Source organism: Pseudomonas sp. HP_12 (assembly GCF_055283955.1).
The window spans coordinates 1-20,341 of sequence record NZ_JBTOQG010000011.1; the positions used below are offsets into that span (position 1 = coordinate 1).

Sequence of the window (20,341 nt, forward strand, 5' to 3'; positions counted from 1 at the left end):
GCAGCTCTTTAGGGATTTTGGGTAGCTCGCGTAACGCAGGTTTCTTTTTGGTTGGCATACATGCACCTCTTACTCATGTTATGCCCGAACACAAAATTTCTGACACCCCCCTTTTCCAAGTAACTCGCCGAAGGCGAAATGTCTGCCCTTAGGCAGACGCTTTAGATCTTGATCCCAAAACACCCGCCTTAGCGCTTGATCTTCTTGGCCACCACCGGCAACGGCGCAAACAACGCCGCAATATCCTCATCCTGCAACTTCCAGTCCCCGGCCTTGCGCCCATCCAGCACACCGGCCGCCAGCGCCGCCTTCTCCTGCTGCAAATGCTGAATCTTCTCCTCCACCGTCCCCCGCGCAATCATCTTGTACACGAACACCGGCTTATCCTGACCAATCCGATACGCCCGATCCGTCGCCTGATTCTCCGCCGCAGGGTTCCACCACGGATCATAGTGAATCACCGTATCGGCCGCCGTCAGGTTCAACCCCGTGCCACCCGCCTTCAGACTGATCAAGAAGATCGGATGCTTCCCGCTCTGGAAATCCTGTACCGGCACCCGCCGATCCCTGGTCTTCCCGGTCAGCAGCGAATACGCGATCCCGCGCTGCTTCAACTCCGCCTCGATCAACTCCAGCATCGACGTAAACTGCGAAAACAACAGAATCTTGCGATTCTCCGCAAACAACTCCTCCAGCATCTCCATCAGGCTGTCCAGCTTGCCCGAACTCGACTGCCGCGGATTGACCGGCGCACTGTTGACCAGCCGCAGGTCGCAGCAGACCTGACGCAGCTTGAGCAGCGCCTCAAGAATGATGATCTGACTGCGCCCCACGCCCTTACGGGTGATCTCGTCGCGGACCTTCTTGTCCATCGCCAGGCGCATGGTTTCGTATACATCGCGCTGGGTGTCGTTGAGCTCGACCCAATGCACGATCTCGGTTTTCGGCGGCAACTCGGTCGCCACCTGCTCCTTGGTCCGGCGCAGCAGGAACGGCTTGATCCGTGCGTTGAGGTGCTCCAGACGCTGCTCGTTGCCCAATTTCTCGATCGGCGTGCGGTAATTGCTGTTGAACTGCTTGGCATCGCCCAGCCAGCCCGGCATGAGGAAATGGAACAGCGACCACAGCTCGCCCAGGTGGTTTTCCAGCGGCGTACCGCTCAGACACAGACGCTGCCGAGCATTCAACTGACGCGCCGCCTGGGCCGCTTTGCTGGTGGGGTTCTTGATGTATTGCGCTTCATCGAGCACCAGCACATGCAGCAGTTGCTGACTGAGCACCTCGACGTCACGGGGCAGCAGCGCGTAAGTGGTGAGGATCAGGTCGTAATCCTGCAGATGTTTGAAATCCTGATGCCGCTGGGTGCCGAACAGCGCCAGCACCTTGATTTGCGGCGTGAAGTGCTTCGCTTCGTCCATCCAGTTCGGGATCAGGCTGGTGGGCATCACCACCAGCGCCGGTCGGTCGAGACGTCCGGCCTGTTTTTCCAGCAGCAGGTGCGCCAGGGTTTGCAGGGTCTTGCCCAGGCCCATGTCATCAGCGAGCACGCCGCCGACTTCCAGCTCGCGCAGTGCCTGCATCCAGCTGAGGCCCTCCAGCTGATAAGGCCGCAACGTGGCATTCAGGCCCTCCGGCACCTCACCGCGCACGTCCTTGATGTTCACCAGTCGCTCGGAAAACTGCCGTAGCCGGTCGCCGCCCTGCCACACCAGCGGCAGGTCATCGAGCTGCCGCAGCCGCGCGGCGTCGGCGGTGTTCAGGCGAATGGCATTGTTGCCATCCTCGCGCCAATAGAAATCGCCGAGGGTCGCCAGCACCGGTTTCAGCCGCCCATAAGGCAGCGCCACCTGAATCGGCACGCCGCCGCGCTGGGTGAAATGGTTGAGCTGAACCAGCAGCTGCTCGTCGTCGCGGCGCTTGGCGATGCCGCTGGCGGTCATCAATTCCGGGTGCGTGCGCAGCAGATTGATCAGAATCGGCAGCAGGCTCAGCCGCTCGCCATTGACGATGATCCCCAGCTCCAGATCGAACCAGTCGCGCTCCGGCTCGTCGTCGACCACTGCGTACCAATCGTCCACCGGCGTCACGTCGAAGCCGAAGTCTTCGCTCATCTCGATCTGCCAGCCTTCGGCGCGCAGCCGGGGCAGGTCATCGAGAATGAAACTCAGCCAGGCCTTGTCGGTGGGCAGTTCGAACATCTCGCCGGCACTGTCCGGCAGCGCCTTGCTCTGCCGGGTCGCAATGCGAAAGCCCAGTTCCTGAAGCTGCTTGCGATACTCGCCTTCACGCTCCGGATGGCGGCGGGTGCGCAGAATTTCGTCCGGCAGATGCCAGAGGATGTCGCCGCCACGGCCGGGGGCGGGCACGCCAGACACATAGGATTCACGGTAGCGAAACGCCAGGGCTGCGCGGTGCTGGATGTGCCGCTGCATCTTGCCGTTGCGCGGCTCGTAGGCGCTGTACTCGAAGCTGGCGAGAATCAGCCGCGGCTCGGGCTTGATGTTCTTTTCCAAGCGCTCGGGCAACTTGGGTTTTTGCTCGACGACTTTCGGTCTGCGCGCAGTTGGCTCGCCGTCCACCGCTGCAAGAATGCCGGGGCTGTTTGCCGGGTCCTGCAAGAAGAACAGCGCCGCCGCGCAGTGCTTGCAGTTGTTTCTGACCGGGCAGGTGCATTTGCCGACAATGAAATTGCGCGTGCGCTCGGGGTCCTTGAACAACAGCGTCTGGGTGTAGTTCTCCAGGCTTGAACCCCGGCACACCGTGCGCACCACATCGCCGCTCAAGTGTTCGAGCATCACGCGCTTCTGCCGCGCGTACTCCAGACCCCGCTCGACCGCCTGGGTTTTGAACAGCGGTTCCCACGGCAGGGCGAGGGCTTTTTCCAGTAGGGACGCCACGTCTAGGCCTGCGTCAACGCGGTGGCTGGACGGGGGAAACCTTGATCAGCATGGCGAGGCTTCCGTTGTCCATATAAGTAAGTTCTCCGTTTCTGACGCGAGTGGCCTGACGCATGCGCTCGCTGGTCACCAGCACACCGTGGCTGTCCAGCTGGTTGACCCAGAAGTTCGCGTCGATGTCGGTAAAGCGTGCCAGACCCAGGTTCACCGTGCCCTCGATGGGGAAGTGGCCGAACTGCTCCTGGCCGTCACTGATGGCCACCTTGCTCGGCGTGGCACTGAGGTCCTGTTGCCAGGCGGTGTGCAGCAGCACTTTATAGCCGTCGCTTGATTCCAGCTTGTTCACCAGACCGTCCAGCGCCGTGGGCGTCTGGCTGTCCGCGCCCAGCCGTTGCGCCCCGGCGGCCCAGTCTTCCGGCGCGGGTTGATTGGTCGCCGCCGGCTCGCCGTTCTGACGGAACAGGATCAGTTCCACCTGATAGGTGCCATCGGCGAAGGCCGCCGGGGCAAACAGCACCAGCAGCAGGGTGAAGGAGCGGATCAAACCCATGGTGAATCCTTAAGCCGATTTTTTGGAAGGCGGTGGGGTCAAGCGTTCGAACAGCGCCTCCAGTGTGGCGAAGCGTTCCTCGGGACGCTCCATCGGCACCATGAATTTGAACAGCGTGGCGCCTTCGAACTTGTAGCGTTTGGGCTGGCTCTGGATCAGCTTGATCAGCGTCAGCGGGTCGACCGGGGTCTCCGCCGCGAATTCGATGCGTCCACCCTGGGGCCCGGCGTCGACTTTCTTGATGCCCAGTTGCTCGGCCTTCAGCTTGAGCGAGGTCAGGCGCACCAGATTCTTGGTCGGTTCCGGCAGCAGCCCGAAGCGGTCGATCATCTCGACCTGCAGGTCCTTGAGGCCCTCTTCGTCGGCGGCGTTGGCGATGCGCTTGTACAGAATCAGGCGCGTGTGCACGTCTGGCAGATAGGCTTCCGGAATCAGCCCCGGCACCCGCAGATTGACCTCGGGACCGCCACCCAGCGGCTGGTCGAGATTGGGCTGCTCGCCCTTGCGGATCGATTTGACCGCACGTTCGAGCATTTCCATGTACAGGGTGAAGCCCACCGCCTGGATCTGCCCGCTCTGGCCATCGCCCAGCAGTTCGCCGGCGCCACGGATCTCCAGGTCGTTGGTGGCAAGCACGAAGCCCGCGCCGAGGTCCTGGGTGTTGGCGATCGCCTCCAGACGCTTCTCGGCATCCGGGGTGATCTGCTTGCGTGGCGGTGTCAGCAGGTAGGCGTAGGCCTGGTGGTGACTGCGCCCGACCCGACCGCGCAACTGGTGCAGCTGCGCCAGACCGAATTTGTCGGCACGCTCGATGATGATGGTGTTGGCGCTCGGCACGTCGATGCCGGTCTCGATGATGGTCGAGGCGATCAGCACGTTGAAGCGCTTGTGGTAGAAGTCGCTCATCACCTGTTCGAGATCGCGTTCGTGCATCTGCCCGTGGCCGATGCCGATGCGTGCTTCCGGCACCAGTTCGGCCAGGTCCGCCGCGCATTTCTCGATGGTCTTCACGTCGTTGTGCAGGTAGTACACCTGACCGCCGCGCAGCAACTCACGCAGCAACGCTTCTTTGACCGTCGGCTTGTTCTGCTCCATGACGAAGGTGCGCACCGACAGACGTCGCGCGGGCGGGGTGGCGATGATCGACAGGTCACGCATGCCGGCCACGGCCATGTTCAGGGTGCGCGGGATCGGCGTGGCGGTGAGGGTCAGGATGTCGACCTCGCTGCGCAGGGCCTTGAGCTGTTCCTTCTGACGCACACCGAAGCGGTGCTCTTCGTCGATGATCACCAGCCCCAGATTCTTGATCTTGACGTCGTCCTGCAGCAGCTTGTGGGTGCCGATGACGATGTCGATCTTGCCCTCGGCCAGGTCGGCCACGGCGGCGTTGATCTCTTTCGCCGATTTGAAGCGGCTCATCACTTCAACCGTCACCGGCCAGTCAGCGAAACGGTCGCGGAAACTGTTGTAGTGCTGCTGGGCGAGGAGGGTGGTCGGCACCAGAATCGCCACTTGGCGGCCACCGTGCACGGCGATGAACGCCGCACGCATGGCCACTTCGGTCTTGCCGAAACCGACGTCGCCGCAGACCAGACGGTCCATGGGCTTGGGCGCGAGCATGTCGGCGCGCACGGCTTCGATGGTGGTCTGCTGGTCCGGGGTTTCTTCGAACGGGAAGCCGGCGCTGAAGGTGTCGTAGTCCAGCTTCGGATCGGCGAAGGCATACCCCTCGCGAGCCGCGCGGCGGGCGTAGATGTCGAGCAGCTCGGCGGCCACGTCGCGGACCTGTTCGGCGGCCTTGCGCTTGGCTTTCTGCCAGGTCTCGGAACCCAGGCGGTGCAGCGGCGCGAGCTCGTCATCGCTGCCGGTGTAACGGGCGATCAGGTGCAGGTTGGTCACCGGCACATACAGTTTGGCTTCCTCGGCGTAGGCCAGCATGAGGAACTCGGCGACCTGATTTTCGACTTCCAGCGTTGCCAGCCCCAGGTAACGGCCGACCCCGTGATCGATGTGCACCACCGGGGCGCCTTCGCGCAGCTCGGCCAGGTTCTTGATCACGGCATCGCTGGCGTGGCTGTCGGCGCGCTTGTCGCGGCGGCGACGCTGCATGACCCGCTGACCGAATAGCGGGCTTTCCGCCACCAGCGCCAACGCCGGCTCCTCCAGCACCAGGCCTTCGTCAAGCGGCGCGATGGTGATTGCCAGACGCTCCTTGCTGTCGACAAACTCCTGCCAGCTGTCCAGGGTTTTCGGGCGCAGCTTCAGGCGTTCGAGCAGCTCCAGCAGCACTTCACGGCGACCGGCGGATTCGGCGGTAAACAGCACGCGGCCGGGAAATTCGCCGAGGAACTTCGACAGCGCTGCCAGCGGTTGACTGGCCTTGGCTTCGATGGCCAGATCAGGCAGCACCTGTGCCGGAAAACGCTCGCGGCCAACGCCGCTTTCGACGTCGTCCTGGCTGGCGACCACCCGCGGCCAGTTCTTCAGGCGCGCGAAGCAGTCGTCCACCGGCAGGAACAGCTCGGCCGGCGGCAGCAACGGGCGTTCAGGATCGACACGACGTTCTTCGTAACGGTTGCGCACGTCCTTCCAGAACGTCTCGGCCGCCGCTTCGATGCCCGGCATGGAAAACACCTGGGTGTCCTGGGGCAGGTAGTCGAACAGCGTGGAGGTTTCTTCGAAGAACAATGGGATGTAGTACTCGATACCGGCCGGCGTGATGCCGCTGTTCAAGTCCTGAAAGATCGGGCTGCGGCGGAAATCGACGTCGAAGCGCTCGCGGAAGCGAGCCTTGAAGCGCGTCACGGCTTCCTTCTGCAGCGGGAATTCTTTCGCCGGCAACAGACGCACCGAATCGACCTTGTCGATGGAGCGCTGGGTTTCCGGCTCGAAGGTGCGCAGGGTTTCGATTTCGTCATCGAACAGGTCGATGCGGTAAGGCAGTTTGCTGCCCATCGGAAACAGGTCGATCAGCGCGCCACGCACGGTGAATTCGCCGTGCTCGTACACCGTGTCGACGTAGCGATAGCCGCTGGCTTCAAGGCGAGTGCGCATGGCGTCGACGTCGAGCTTCTGGCCGACGTCGAGGACCAGGCTGCTGCCCAGCAGAAAACTGGTCGGCGCCAGACGGTGCAGGGCGGTGGTGATCGGCACCACCAGTACGCCGTGCACCAGCTCCGGCAGCCGGTACAGGCTGGCGATGCGCTGGGAGATGATGTCCTGATGGGGCGAGAACAGATCGTAGGGCAGGGTTTCCCAATCGGGGAAATGCAGGACCGGCAGATCAGGGGCAAAAAACTTCAGTTCCTGCTCCAGTCGCTCGGCGCTCTGGCTGTCTGCGGTAAGCAGCAGGGTGAAGCGTTTCGCGGCGCTGGCAGCCTCGGCGATGGCGAGACTCAGGGCGGCACCGGGGAGGTTACCCCAATGTTGTTTGCCTGCTGCAGCAGGCAGAATCGGAAGGCGCAGAACGGGCACGGAAGTTAAAGCTCCAGGCGTTGCGGCAAAGCCGGGGAGTGTAACTAATCCGCAGAGACGCTGTCAGTTTTGTGCGCCGGGAATTATGTAGTGCTCCAGCTCGTGAAAACTCTGGATTGCTCATAAACAAAGGCCTGTGCATAATGTAGTCCCTTTTTTCAGCCCCTACATGTGGAAGGTTCCCGTGACTCAGAAGCCCGACCAGTGTCTTGGTGAATGGATCGATCGTGAAGCCCTCGCCGAGGCGATGATCCCGCTTATCGGTCAGCTCTACCGCAATAATAATGTGGTGAGTTCGATCTATGGCCGCAGCCTGATCAACCGTTCAGTCATCGCGATTCTCAAAGCACACCGCTTTGCGCGTCACCGCCAGGCCGACGCCAGCGAGTTATCCGTACACGAGACGTTCCCCCTCGTCAAAGCCATGAGCGAGCTCAAACTGGGCGCCGCTTCGGTGGACCTGGGCAAGCTGGCGGTGAAGTACAAGGCCGAAGCCAATGGCCGCACGCCTGAAGAATTCATCCGCGAAGAAATGGCCGAAGTCATTGGCCAGCAGAACTCCGGCGAGCGCAAGGGCACTGACGTCGTCCTGTACGGCTTCGGTCGCATCGGTCGTCTGCTGGCACGCATCCTGATCGAAAAAACCGGTGGCGGCGACGGCCTGCGTCTGCGCGCCATCGTGGTCCGCAAGGGTGCTGAAAACGATCTGGTCAAGCGCGCAAGTCTGCTGCGCCGTGATTCGGTCCACGGTCCTTTCGACGGCACCATCACCATCGATGAAGCCAACAACACCATTTGCGCCAACGGCAACCTGATTCAGGTGATCTACGCCAAGAACCCGGCCGAGGTGGACTACACCCAGTACGGTATCAAGGACGCATTGCTGGTCGACAACACCGGTGTGTGGCGTGATGCCGAGGGTCTGGGCCAGCACCTGCAGTGCCCGGGCATCGACCGCGTGGTCCTGACCGCGCCGGGCAAGGGCAAGTTGAAGAACATCGTGCACGGCATCAACCACCAGCAGATTACCGCCGATGACAAGATCATCTCCGCGGCATCCTGCACCACCAACGCCATCGTGCCGGTGCTGAAGGCCGTCAACGACAAGTTCGGCATCGTCAACGGTCACGTTGAAACCGTTCACTCGTACACCAACGACCAGAACCTGATCGACAACTTCCACAAGGGCGATCGCCGTGGCCGCAGCGCCGCGCTGAACATGGTCATCACCGAAACCGGCGCCGCCACCGCTGCGGCGAAGGCACTGCCCGAGCTGGCCGGCAAGCTGACCGGTAACGCGATCCGCGTTCCAACGCCAAACGTCTCGATGGCCATCCTCAACCTGAACCTGGGGACGGCAACCACGCGCGAAGAGATGAACGAATACCTGCGCCACACCGCGCTGTATTCGGATCTGCACAAACAGATCGACTTCGTGAACTCCCTGGAAGTGGTGTCCACCGACTTCGTCGGCTCGCGTTACGCCGGCGTCGTTGACGCTGAGGCGACCATCGCCATGGATAACCGCGTTGTGCTGTACGTCTGGTACGACAACGAATTCGGCTACAGCTGCCAAGTGGTCCGCGTCATGGAAGAAATGACCGGGGTCAATCCGCCAGCTTTCCCGAAGTAGGTTGAAAGCAGCGGCAAGCGGTGAGCTGAAACGCTAAGCACAAAAAAACGCCCCGACTGGTTCGGGGCGTTTTCATGTGTGAGCAAGTCCAGCGAACTGGCAGAAATCCCGAAGCGACCCACGATCCTGTGGGAGCGAGCTTGCTCGCGAAGGCTGACTGTCAATCACCAGAGAAGGTGGCTGGCTGCCCCGGCCTCTTCGTGAGCAAGGTGGAGCGCCACCCCGGTCACTCCCACAAGTCCTACGAAACGGCTGAAGTCCCGAGGCGACCCACGATCCTGTGGGAGCGAGCTTGCTCGCGAAGGCTGACTGTCAATTACCAGAGAAGGTGGCCGTGTCATCAGGAAACAAAAACGCCCCGAATCAATCGGGGCGTTTTTTTGCTTGAGCTTATGGCTTGAAGCTTGAAGCTCTCGGCGATCAGCTCACCGCCGTCACGCCCTGAATCCGTGTCTGACCCTTGCGGAACAGCACCAGCGTGGCGATCAGGCCCAGTACCGCAGCGCCGCTCAGCCAGATGCCTGGAGCCGCTTTGTTGTCCAGCACGTGAATCAGGTAAGTACAGGCCGCCGGCGTGAAACCGCCGAACGTTGCGGTCGCCAGGCTGTAGGCCAGGGAGAAGCCGGTGGTGCGCACTTCGACCGGCATGATCTCGGTCAGGGAAACCACCATCGCGCCGTTGTACGAGCCGTACAGGAAAGACAGCCACAGCTCGACCATCAGCAGGTTGCCGAAGCTCGGGTTGGCGGTCAGCCAGGACAGGGCAGGGTACGCCGTGATGATCGCCAGAATGGTCGCCGCTAGCAACAGGGGCTTGCGGCCGATCCGGTCCGACAGCGCGCCCATCACAGGCAGCCAGATGAAGTTCGAAATCCCGACGCAGACGGTCACCAGCAAGCTGTCCAGATCAGACAGGTGCAGCTCGTTTTTGCCGAACGTCGGGGTGTAGGCGGTGATCAGGTAGAACGACACCGTGGTCATGACCACCAGCGCCATGCCGGCGATGACCAGTCCGAAGTTCTGGCCGATCGACTTGACCACTTCGCCCAGGCTTGGGCGGTGGTGTTGCGCGCGGGCTTCGAACTCAGGGGTTTCTTCCAGCGAGCGACGGATCACGAAGATCGCCGGAACGATCAGGCAGCCGATCAGGAACGGCACGCGCCAGCCCCATTGGCCCATGTCTTCCGGGCTCAGCCAGTGGTTGAGGCCAACACCCAGCAGACCGGCGAAAACCACCGCTGCCTGTTGGCTTGCCGATTGCCAGCTGACGAAAAAGCCCTTGCGGCCCGGCGTGGAAATCTCCGCCAGATAAACCGAGACACCGCCCAGTTCAACGCCTGCGGAGAAGCCTTGCAGTAGACGCCCGATCAGCACGAGCAGCGGCGCGGCGACGCCCAGGGTCGCGTAGCCCGGCACGCAGGCAATCAGCACCGTACCCATGGCCATCATCGCCAGCGTAATGACCAGGCCCTTTTTCCGGCCGTGGTGGTCGATGTAGGCGCCGAGGAAAATCGCACCCAGAGGGCGCATGAGGAAACCGGCGCCGAAGGTCGCCAGCGACAGCATCAGCGATGCGAATTCACTGTCGGCGGGGAAGAAGGTTTTGGCGATGGCTGTGGCGTAGAAGCCATAGACCATGAAGTCAAACATTTCAAGGAAGTTGCCGCTCACAACGCGAAATATCGCCTTGCCTTTGCCCGTGTTCGAGGCCATCTGGAATTACTCACTTAAGCTGTCTAGCTGGGGGGATCCGTTATATTTATGCGTCCTCTGCTGCGGCGCCCGCGCTTGGCCTCGGGCACCCCAGATTTGTAACGATATGTGTAAAGCTGGCGGTTGGCAATCAGAACGCCCCGGCCATCGACCACGGACCTCCCGCTGCGCCCGCGTGAAAACAATATTTATGTATCCCATCGATGGACTCGTTCCCGGTTTAACTCCCCGCACATTCTCTCAGTGCCTCACGGGGCCCTGAGCGATCCTCAATCCATTGCACGAGTTAACTGGCCAATGAGCTCAACCCTTCATCTGATCGCTGGAGTTTCCCGGCGACCGACCTTGCATAACGTCGCGATCAAACAGCTGCAATCCGCACTGCAACAACAATTCCCGGACCTCGAAATCGATCCCGAGATTTGCGTCATCACCCGAACCGCCTCCGACGGCACCCAGCGCGCGGAAACACTGTTGAGAAATCTGCAGCAGGCATTCCTGACGGGCAAGACTCCCCTTTGGCGCTCCGAAGCCAACACACTTGTCATCGATCCCGCCGTACAGGACGCGACCCCGACGCCCATCGATTTCGATCAGCTGAATATTCTGGTCGATACGGTTGCTCTGGCGCTGAACGAACAGTTCCAGCAGGCGCTGATGGATTTCTGGGAAGCGCCGACTGCCGATGGGCAGAGCCCTTGGGCGGGGCTGTCTGATGCACTGAAGAAGGGCTATCTGCGAGCGTTGAACGACACCCCGGCGCTGCACAAAAACGAGGGCGATTTCCTTCGTCCCATCGCTTATTTTCCCGACCAGACCCAACGCAATTTCATGCTGAGTATCGACAAGGTCCATGCGGACGATGTCGTTCGTGCCTGCATCCCCCAGGCAGTGGATGCTTCCTCACCGGCGTCAGTGCTGCCCGTGCTGGCAGCGACCGGCGTGTGGGGCGGCACGGAGATGTTTTTCACATGGCAGTCGCCGGGTCTGATCGTCAGGCATGGCTCGCTGGCTGATCTGCTGGCCAGCCTCGATACTTCGCCGGCAGCCACCCACCCCGAAACCTGGGCGCTGCGCGAGGTTGAGGGAGACCTGTTCGACGCATTGGCCCAGTCAATCCTTGCTTGCCAATTGCAGCAGATCACCCGGCTCGATCACGCCGACGCAGAAGATTTTGCCGATCTTGATCGCCGGATGACCATCGCCACAGACATCACGCCTTTTCTGATCCCCGCCATCCCCGGGATGGAAACCCCCGAAACCCTTCCTGACTGGTTGCGCAACGCCAGCGTTGCCGACCGCATGGATTTCAGCCGTCGAATGATTGCGTTGGCGAGCGCTCCAGCGGGCGCAGCAAGCACGTTCAACGAAGACATTCCGCCGTTGCTCGATTACGCCAGTCAGCAACTGCAGCGCGAAATGCTCGCCGATCACCCGGAGGCCGCAGATCTGCTGATCGCCGATCTGGACGTCGTTATCCGCAAAGTGGTCGCCGCCGCGATTCCCGGCGGTGGTCAGGTGGTCACCTCGGGCGTGGTCGAGCCAGTGCGCATGAGCCTCGCCGAGTTTGCTCTGGAAAACCTTTCCGGCGAGCCGGCCGGTGCGCTGCACGTCGTGCACAGGGACGGCACCCCGGCGCCGGACTGGTTCAGCGCCGATTATCTGCGGCTGCTGGTGTGTCAGGTGGACATCGGACGCCATTATCCTGCGCTGCTGAAACGGCTGCTGGTGACTGACCCCGGTGAATCCGCCAAGCGTCAGGTGGCGTACATCGATCAGCTTCGGGCGCAGCTGCCACTGCGGGCGTTGGAGCTGAAAATGCGGAGCGAGGGGCACTTTTGTGACAGCGCCTGTCAGCGTGTTGCCGCCCTCGTGCAGCCGCCGGAACAGCGCCCTTCAGCGCTGCGCAACACGACGCTGCGTCCACTGGCCTTCCGCGCCATGGTTGGCAGGAAGGCTGATGCGGTCGCCAACATGTTCGTGATCAGTGACCGCGATACGTCCAGGGATCCGGTGGTGCTGTATCGACCGTTTTCCCGTCAGTCGCTGATCGAATTCGAATCCTGGGCAGCCCTGCGCGCCGCCATCGTCGAACCCGGTGAGCTTCAGGATGACGTGCTGACGTGGATGGACGATCACGCGCAGCAGATGTACGGCAATGGCGGCTTCGATCAGCCGCACATCGTGCGCTTCGGTCAGGGTTCGGAGTTCGCACCCCTGGAAACCCCGGCGCCTGCGCAGATGGCTGTCGACGAAGTCGTCGGTGACCCGCTGGTTGCGCTGTTCAAGGCCGATGCAGCCGCGCTGGTCGAGCTGGCGGACCGGCAGTCCACCTCCAACGCAGAAAGTCGCTGGGCCTTGCTCAAGCGCGGTGGCTGGCTGGCGCTGGAGACCCTCATGCCGTTTGTCTCCGGCCCCGTCGGCAATGCGCTGTGGCTGGTGCAGATGATGAACGAGGCGCAAGGGGCCCTGGCCTCTGAGCGCAATGCCACTGACCGTGATCGTGAAGAATCCATGGGCAATTTACTGCTCACCGTGGCGATGTTGCTGCTGCATAGCACCCAGGCTAATCGTGTCCTCCCGGCGCGCGGGCGATCAGCAGGGGTAGCTCGGCCGAATCTGGCAGACCTGCTGGCTGCACCCAGTCCGACCCTTGCCCCGGAGCCAACGCCTGTAGCAGAGCCCGACCCGCTGCCCGGCACAGTGAGAACCCAACTGGATTTTTCCTGGTCGCGCGCCGATCTGAGCCTCACGGCTGCCCAGCAGGTTGCGCTGCAGGCGTTTGAAGTCCGGCCAGCGCCTTTGCTGCCGGAGCCATCAGGCGCCGCTGGCACCCAAGGGCTGTATGAGCTGAATGGCGCGTGGTACGCGCGCATTGATGGTGCGGTGTACAGGGTTCAGGTGAGCGACCACGTGCAGATTATCGACCCGCGAAACGATGAACTCACCGGGCCCTGGCTTGCGCGTGAGAGTGAAGTCTGGCGTCTTGACCTTGGGCTGCGCCTTCGCGGCGGCGGCCCCAAGCGCAGCGCCCGGCAACTCGCGCTGGAAAACGCCGCCCGACTCAAGCTGGCCATCGCGGAAAAGTCCGAGCTGCTCAAGCGCCAGAACGATCTTTACATCAGGATTGTGGAGAACGACAACCGTATCGATGCCCTGCCGCTCGAAAGGCACCATGAGATCACTTCGTTGCTGGAAACAGACATCCGCGCCGTGATGGAGATCATCGACCGCAAAAATGCTATCGACCAGTCATTGCGTCCTGCCGATCGCACCCCTGACAAAACCTATGCCAAGGACCTGCAGGGCATCGTCAGGCGGATCTGTCTGCTGGAAGGCGTGCTGCTCAGCGACATGCTCATCGTCGCCAAAGAAGAATTGGCCCGGATGCGCGCCGTGTCCGGGATTCTCTCTCTCGAGAATGTCGGGATCTATCTGGGGCTGTTCGAGAAGTCGCTGGTGCTGCAAGAGAGCGGAGTGCACTGGGCGCTGGTCAGGGAAGGGCTGTGGCAGCGGTTGCGCGAGGTGCCGAAAGTCGGCGAGGCATACTGGCGCACGGAAGCGCTGGAGTTTTACAACAACAGGATGTTCTCCCTCGTTGATTGGCGCGCCAGTCGCATGTGGTCGTCCCTCGAACTGTGTTTCAGCGCCGAGACCATTCTGGACACCCACAGGGCGGTGACGCTCAAGCGCATGCTCAACGACGACTCACTGCACTCGGGGCTGAGCTCTCAGGCCGAGCTGGAAAGGCCACACGATTACACGATCGCCGAACAGATCGCTGTGCTGGAAAGCTCCCTCAGGGAATATGACCGGGCCTCGATAGTCGCGCTCGCCGCCTTTGAAAGTGAGCCCGAAGCGGTCAATACCGGGCATTTCAATCGTTTTCTCGAGGATCTTTCGTTGATCTCCGACCGCGCCGAGCACCGGCTTTCGGACCTCATTCGCGAGAGCGAGGAGCCCGCCGAGACGCTTGCCGAATATGTTCCGCGCGCGGCCCAGACGCGCAAGCGGGTGATCAAGACCCGAGGCCAACGCACGTTGATTGGCCGTCTGCGCGAAGGTGAAGAGCCTTCACTGGGTGAAGTCGTGGAGGTCAAGGACGCCACCGGTGATCGCGTCGTCGGCACATACCACCAGCATGCGGAAGGGGAGTGGGTTGAACTCGAGGACCAGCGCCGACAGCCGGTCAATCGTGACAGCATCGTCCCGCTGGCAGAGCTCATGCGCCGCGGACGCGCCTTGCTGGAGCGGATAGAAACTGACATCGCCAGTGCGGTGCGCCAATCCCTTCGCGCCAGTGAGCCCGAGGACATGGAAGACATCCTGGTGCAAAAGGCCGACAAGCTCGGTGAGCTGGCGGAGAAGCTGCAGATTCATCTGGACGATTCCGACGCGGGGGAAAGCAGGGCCCAGGCCGTGCAGACGCTGTTGGACGAGTTGCGTGAGGCCGGGCAGCGACTTCGCGAGCAGGGCCGGCAATTGCGCATCGACATGATCAAGCGACAGCCGCCGACAGCCAGCCGGATCAGTTATCTGGATCGCCAGCAGGAGGTGCACATCGCCCGGGTTGACGGCCGAAAAAATATGTCGGGCGCCCGCCGCAACGACTTCGTGCAGGAATACGCCATTCGCGACAAGGAAGACCATCTGCTGTGGTGGGCGCATTTTCATTACGCCAGTGAAGATGCCGCAGCCGACGCCTTCACCGCCGCGCACCTGAAACTGCCTGAACAGCGACTGATGGGTTACAGGGCGATGCTCAAGGCGGCCAAGGACAATAAGGAAGTCGTGAGCATTTATCGCAGTGCCATCGGCAAGGAACTCGCGCAGCGGTTGTTTCTGCATCTGGCCGAGTAAATTCCAGGGCCGCTGCAGAGGCAGTTGCTTGGACGTGCGATTTTTTTAGGATTCGTCACGCAAGGGATTTATCATCCGCAGCAATTCTGCAGTCGAGTAAGGCTTCCGCCCCTCGACCCGCAAAAGCGCAGGGAAGTCTGCCGAGGGACGCGACCAAGGGTTAATGGTCGTTTGCCCTCGGTGCGACTAGACTGCGCCGCGAGTTTCGATCCTTCATGCCGCCCGGAGCGGCATGATTCAGCCAGAGGCACCAGAGTGGTGGCTCGGCCAGTTCTGAGGAGTACGCATGGCTGTCTACAACTACGACGTGGTAGTGCTGGGTTCGGGCCCGGCGGGTGAAGGCGCGGCAATGAACGCTGCCAAGGCCGGGCGTAAGGTGGCAATGGTCGACAGCCGTCGGCAGGTCGGCGGCAACTGCACGCACCTGGGCACGATCCCGTCGAAGGCCCTGCGTCACTCGGTCAAACAGATCATCCAGTTCAACACCAACCCGATGTTCCGCGCCATTGGCGAGCCACGCTGGTTCTCGTTCCCGGACGTTCTGAAGAACGCCGAGAAGGTCATCAACAAGCAAGTGGCGTCGCGCACCGGTTACTACGCGCGCAACCGTGTCGACGTCTTCTTCGGCACCGGCAGCTTCGCCGACGAGCGCAGCATTGATGTCGTGTGCAACACCGGCGTCGTGGAAAAACTGGTTGCCAACCAGATCATCATCGCCACCGGCTCGCGGCCTTATCGGCCCGCCGATATCGACTTTTCCCACAAGCGCATCTACGACAGCGACACCATCCTCAGCCTGGGTCACACCCCGCGCAAACTGATCATCTACGGCGCAGGCGTCATCGGCTGCGAATACGCGTCCATCTTCAGTGGCCTCGGCGTCGAGATCGAACTGATCGACAACCGTGACCAGCTGCTGAGCTTCCTCGACTCGGAAATCTCCCAGGGCCTGAGCTATCACTTCAGCAACAACAACGTGATGGTTCGACACAACGAGGAATACGAGCGCGTTGAAGGGCTGGACAACGGTGTGATCCTGCACCTCAAGTCCGGCAAGAAGGTCAAGGCCGACGCCTTGCTGTGGTGTAACGGCCGTACCGGCAACACCGACAAGCTGGGTCTGGAAAACGTCGGCATCAAGGCCAACGGACGCGGGCAGATCGATGTCGACGAAGCCTACCGCACCAGCCAGCCGAACATTTATGGCGCAGGCGACGTGATCGGCTGGCCGAGTCTGGCGAGTGCGGCCTATGACCAGGGTCGGTCGGCCTCGGGCAGCGCGGTGGACAACGGCGCGTGGCGCTTCGTCAACGACGTGCCGACCGGGATCTACACCATCCCCGAGATCAGCTCGATCGGTCAGAACGAGCATGACCTGACCGTGGCCAAAGTGCCGTACGAAGTGGGCAAGGCGTTTTTCAAGAGCATGGCCCGCGCGCAGATCTCCAACGAGCCGGTCGGCATGCTGAAGATCCTGTTTCACCGGGAAACCCTGCAGATCCTCGGCGTGCACTGCTTCGGCGACCAGGCATCGGAGATCGTGCACATCGGTCAGGCGATCATGAATCAGCCGGGCGAGGCGAACACCATCAAGTATTTCGTCAACACCACGTTCAACTACCCGACCATGGCCGAGGCCTATCGGGTAGCGGCGTACGACGGCCTCAACCGGCTTTTTTGAGCGGCTCCGGCCGGTGGCCTGAGCCGGCCGGGGAGACCGATTTCAGTATTTCCCAAGGGTGGCGCTGGCCAAACCGGGAAAGTCTGTAATCAGGCTGTCAACGCCGAAGTCGGCGAGTCTGCGCATAAGCGCGGGCTCGTTGACTGTCCACACCGAGACATGCAGGCCCTGATTCTGGGCTTTCTTCAAGCGCTCGGGCGTGCACAGCGTCCAGTTCAGCGCGAGTATCTCGCATCCGTAGCCCTGAGCCACTTTCAGCGGGTCGAGCCAGGCGTATTCCGCCACCAGCCCGCGCGAAATGTCTGGCGTCAGTTCCAAAGCCGCGCGCAGCACTTCCCGGGAACTCGACGTGATCGTTACTTTGTCCAGCAGCCCGTGGCGCTGAGCCATTTCGCGGATCGCCAGCACGGTCGTTGCAGCACGGGTGCGTGACGCGCTTTTGACTTCCAGCTGCCAGTGATCGAAGGGGCATTTCTCGAACAGTTCTTCCAGGCGCGGAATGGGGCAGGGCTGCACCCAGCCCGGGCCGCCCTTGCGCGCGTCGTAGGTCACCAGATCGGCGGCGTCGTGTTCGACGACTTTGCCGCGCCGGTCGGTGGTGCGCTTGAGGGTCGGATCATGAATCACCATCAGCTCGCCATCGCGGGACAGGTGCAGATCCAGTTCGCAACGTTTGACGCCGTGTTTGAGGCATTCCTGAAAGCTGGTCAGGGTGTTTTCCGGTGCTTCGCCCTTGGCGCCGCGGTGGCCGTAAATAAGGGTCACAATCACTCCTTGGTACGCATGGCGCGGGAATAAATCGCTCTGGAATAAGTCGAGCTGGAATCAGTTGGGCTTTACGTCGGGGTCACTTTGCTCACGGGCCAGTCGCCTCTGAGCGGCTTGTCGTTGCAGGATGTGTCGGGCGAGCAATTGGCGCTGGGCATCGGTGAGGTCGATCCACTCCGTGCCGACGTCAAAATCGCCGATGGTCAAGGCATGGCACTGCGTCACCCGTGCGCGCAGCATCATCCCGGAAGCCTGGGGCATCAGCACCATTTTCACCGACAGCAGGGTGCCGGGCTGGAAGGGTTGAGGGGTTTCAAATTGCAGACCACCCTCGGACATGATCACGCGCTGCGGGGCGCCGAGCTTGCCCAGTGCGGTGTGCGCAACCACTTGGCCGAGCAGGTCGATGCGTTTGCTCATGGCCCGAAGGAAGCTGTTGGTGGTGCGGTCGCGATCATCCAGCTGACGCAGCAGGTGCTGGGATTCGAACTCGGCGACGTGCAATTCGCTCAGCAGATCGAAGAGCGTCGAAGTGTCGTGATGGCCAGGTTCATCTCCCGTGCCGGGGCCGGCAATCCGGTTAATTTCCAGTGCGACGCTGTCCTCGATACGGTAGTATTCGCGGCGTTCTTCTTCATCTAGTGTCGGCATGGCGAACCCATGGTAGCGGCGGTTGTCAGAGTGATTGCTCAAGATCATAGCTCAGCTTTCCGAGCATGATTCGGCGGTGATTCGAGTGTAAAGCCGCTTGCCCCAGGCCCGCCACAAGCACGTTCCCATTCCTCCGAACAAGCGCCTAAATGTTCAGACCTCTTTTTGTATTCATCGGCACGCGCTACACCCGTGCAAAGCGCCGTAATCACTTTGTCTCCTTCATTTCCCTGACGTCGATGATCGGCCTCGCCCTGGGCGTGGTCGTGATGATCGTCGTGCTGTCTGTCATGAACGGCTTCGACCATGAGATGCGCACCCGCGTGCTGGGCATGGTGCCCCACGCCACCATCGAGTCCGGCGAACCAATCAATGACTGGCAGGCCCTGGCCGCAAGGGTCAAACAGAACAAACAGGTCGAAGCCGTTGCGCCGTTCACCCAGATGCAAGGTCTGCTGACCAACAACGGCAACGTGCAGAAGATCCTGCTCAACGCCATCGACCCGGCGCAGGAGCGCAAGGTGTCGATCATCGACGGATTCATGAAGCAGGGCAGCCTCGATGATCTGGTCGCGGGCGGTTTCGGCGTGGTGATCGGCGACAAGGCCGCGACCAAGCTCGGTGTCGGCATGGGCGACAAAGTCACTTTCGTGTCCCCGGAAGTCACCGTGACGCCGGCCGGCATGTTCCCGCGCATGAAGCGCTTCACCGTAGTCGGCATCTTTCACGTCGGCGCCGGCGAGCTGGACGGCTACCTGGGCGTCACCAATCTGCAGGATCTTGCGCGGCTGCACCGCTGGAAGCCGGACCAGGTGCAGGGCTTGCGCCTGAAATTCACCGATCTGTTCAAGGCGCCGCGCACCGCGTACGAAATCGCCCAGAATCTCGGCGAGCACCAGTATTACTCCCGCGACTGGACGCGCACCCACGGCAATCTCTATCAAGCGATCGGCATGGAGAAATCCATCATCGGCCTGCTGCTGTTGCTGATCGTGGCGGTCGCGGCGTTCAACATCATTTCCACGCTGGTGATGGTGGTCAACGACAAGCGCGGTGACATCGCCATCCTTCGCACGCTGGGCGCGACCCCGGGCCAGATCATGGCGATCTTCATGGTCCAGGGCACGGTCATCGGTGTGGTCGGCACGCTGATCGGCGCAGGTGTCGGCATTCTCGCGGCGCTCAACGTCAGTTCGGCGATTTCCGCGCTGGAAGGTTTGATCGGCCACAAATTCCTCAACGCGGATGTCTACTTCATCGACTATCTGCCTTCGCAATTGATGGCCCAGGATGTGCTGCTGGTATGCGGCGCGGCGCTGGTCCTGAGTTTCCTCGCCACCCTGTATCCAGCCTGGCGTGCTGCGCGCACCCAGCCGGCGGAGGCGCTACGTTATGAGTGAGTCGGGCATGAGTGATAAAGCTGTACTGAGCTGCCGCAACCTGGGCAAATCCTACGAGGAAGGTCCGGAATCCGTGGTCGTGCTGTCCGGGCTGCAACTGGAATTGCACCCGGGCGAACGCGTGGCGATCGTCGGCAGTTCGGGGTCGGGCAAAAGTACCTTGCTCAACCTGCTCGGCGGCCTCGACACGCCCACCGAAGGCAGCGTCTGGCTGGCCGGTGAAGAGCTCTCGGCGCTGAACGAAAAGGCTCGCGGCCTGCTGCGCAATCGCGCCCTTGGCTTCGTCTATCAGTTCCACCACTTGCTGGCCGAGTTCACGGCGCTGGAAAACGTCTGCATGCCATTGTTGATTGGCAAGACGCCTATTCCGGAAGCCCGTCAGCGTGCAACCGCGCTGCTGGAGCGGGTAGGGCTCAAGCATCGCCTGGCGCACAAGCCGTCGGAGTTGTCCGGCGGCGAACGTCAACGGGTGGCGATTGCCCGCGCGCTGGTCAACCAGCCGGGTCTGGTTATGCTCGACGAGCCCACCGGCAACCTCGATTCCCACACGGCTCAGGGGATTCAGGACCTGATGCTGGAACTCAGCACGTCGTCGCGCACCGCGTTTCTGGTGGTGACCCACGACATGACGCTGGCCCGGCAGATGGACCGCGTGTGGCGTCTTGAAGAAGGCCGTCTGGTCGAAGCCTGACCCGTACAACCGGTGTCTCTCGG

10 protein-coding genes and 2 pseudogenes are annotated in these 20,341 nt (G+C 61.7%); 5 read left to right on the forward strand and 7 right to left on the reverse strand.

Translation table 11 applies throughout. The features are described from left to right. Nucleotides 1–188: 188 nt before the first annotated feature. The 4 genes and pseudogenes from ACYASU_RS09670 to mfd form a co-directional block, all read right to left on the reverse strand. A pseudogene (locus ACYASU_RS09670) lies at nucleotides 189–2,321 on the reverse strand (DEAD/DEAH box helicase); the annotation flags it as partial. 62 nt (nucleotides 2,322–2,383) lie between these two features. Then, nucleotides 2,384–2,897 (reverse strand): annotated as a pseudogene (locus ACYASU_RS09675) (SWIM zinc finger family protein); the annotation flags it as partial. Between the two features lie 13 nt (nucleotides 2,898–2,910). Further along, complete coding sequence (locus tag ACYASU_RS09680) at nucleotides 2,911–3,447, reverse strand: peptidoglycan binding protein CsiV (protein WP_463582660.1); 537 nt, start codon at nucleotides 3,445–3,447, stop codon at nucleotides 2,911–2,913. Between the two features lie 9 nt (nucleotides 3,448–3,456). After that, the gene (mfd, locus tag ACYASU_RS09685; RefSeq protein WP_346626447.1) at nucleotides 3,457–6,921 is read right to left on the reverse strand and encodes a transcription-repair coupling factor; all 3,465 of its coding nucleotides are present in this window, start codon (nucleotides 6,919–6,921) and stop codon (nucleotides 3,457–3,459) included. 169 nt (nucleotides 6,922–7,090) lie between these two features. On the opposite strand from mfd, the gene ACYASU_RS09690 reads away from it, so the two are divergent. Then, nucleotides 7,091–8,554 (forward strand): glyceraldehyde-3-phosphate dehydrogenase, encoded by a 1,464-nt coding sequence (locus ACYASU_RS09690; RefSeq protein WP_065989594.1) that lies wholly within the window; start codon nucleotides 7,091–7,093, stop codon nucleotides 8,552–8,554. 420 nt (nucleotides 8,555–8,974) lie between these two features. On the opposite strand, the gene tcuC is transcribed toward ACYASU_RS09690, so the two are convergent. Beyond that, nucleotides 8,975–10,267, reverse strand: a complete 1,293-nt coding sequence (gene tcuC / locus ACYASU_RS09695; RefSeq protein ID WP_192174302.1) for an MFS transporter — start codon at nucleotides 10,265–10,267, stop codon at nucleotides 8,975–8,977. A gap of 297 nt (nucleotides 10,268–10,564) precedes the next feature. Here tcuC and ACYASU_RS09700 point away from each other — a divergent pair, with 297 nt between their 5' ends. Both ACYASU_RS09700 and sthA read left to right on the forward strand, forming a co-directional pair. Next, on the forward strand, nucleotides 10,565–15,127 hold the full coding sequence (locus ACYASU_RS09700) for a dermonecrotic toxin domain-containing protein (RefSeq protein WP_463582661.1): 4,563 nt from the start codon (nucleotides 10,565–10,567) through the stop codon (nucleotides 15,125–15,127). 286 nt (nucleotides 15,128–15,413) lie between these two features. Further along, nucleotides 15,414–16,808, forward strand: coding sequence for a Si-specific NAD(P)(+) transhydrogenase (gene sthA, locus ACYASU_RS09705; RefSeq protein WP_122538030.1), 1,395 nt, complete (start codon nucleotides 15,414–15,416; stop codon nucleotides 16,806–16,808). Between the two features lie 42 nt (nucleotides 16,809–16,850). On the opposite strand, the gene ACYASU_RS09710 is transcribed toward sthA, so the two are convergent. Together ACYASU_RS09710 and ACYASU_RS09715 are read right to left on the reverse strand one after the other, a co-directional pair. Continuing rightward, nucleotides 16,851–17,573 (reverse strand): glycerophosphodiester phosphodiesterase, encoded by a 723-nt coding sequence (locus ACYASU_RS09710; protein WP_346626445.1) that lies wholly within the window; start codon nucleotides 17,571–17,573, stop codon nucleotides 16,851–16,853. 60 nt (nucleotides 17,574–17,633) lie between these two features. Beyond that, nucleotides 17,634–18,227 carry a PilZ domain-containing protein gene (locus tag ACYASU_RS09715; protein WP_282372715.1) on the reverse strand — a complete coding sequence of 198 codons (594 nt, stop codon included), beginning with the start codon at nucleotides 18,225–18,227 and terminating at the stop codon, nucleotides 17,634–17,636. Between the two features lie 149 nt (nucleotides 18,228–18,376). Here ACYASU_RS09715 and ACYASU_RS09720 point away from each other — a divergent pair, with 149 nt between their 5' ends. After that, on the forward strand, nucleotides 18,377–19,627 hold the full coding sequence (locus tag ACYASU_RS09720) for a lipoprotein-releasing ABC transporter permease subunit (RefSeq protein WP_108119677.1): 1,251 nt from the start codon (nucleotides 18,377–18,379) through the stop codon (nucleotides 19,625–19,627). Between the two features lie 7 nt (nucleotides 19,628–19,634). Then, complete coding sequence (lolD, locus tag ACYASU_RS09725; RefSeq protein ID WP_167355799.1) at nucleotides 19,635–20,318, forward strand: lipoprotein-releasing ABC transporter ATP-binding protein LolD; 684 nt, start codon at nucleotides 19,635–19,637, stop codon at nucleotides 20,316–20,318. The last annotated feature ends 23 nt before the right edge of the window (nucleotides 20,319–20,341 follow it).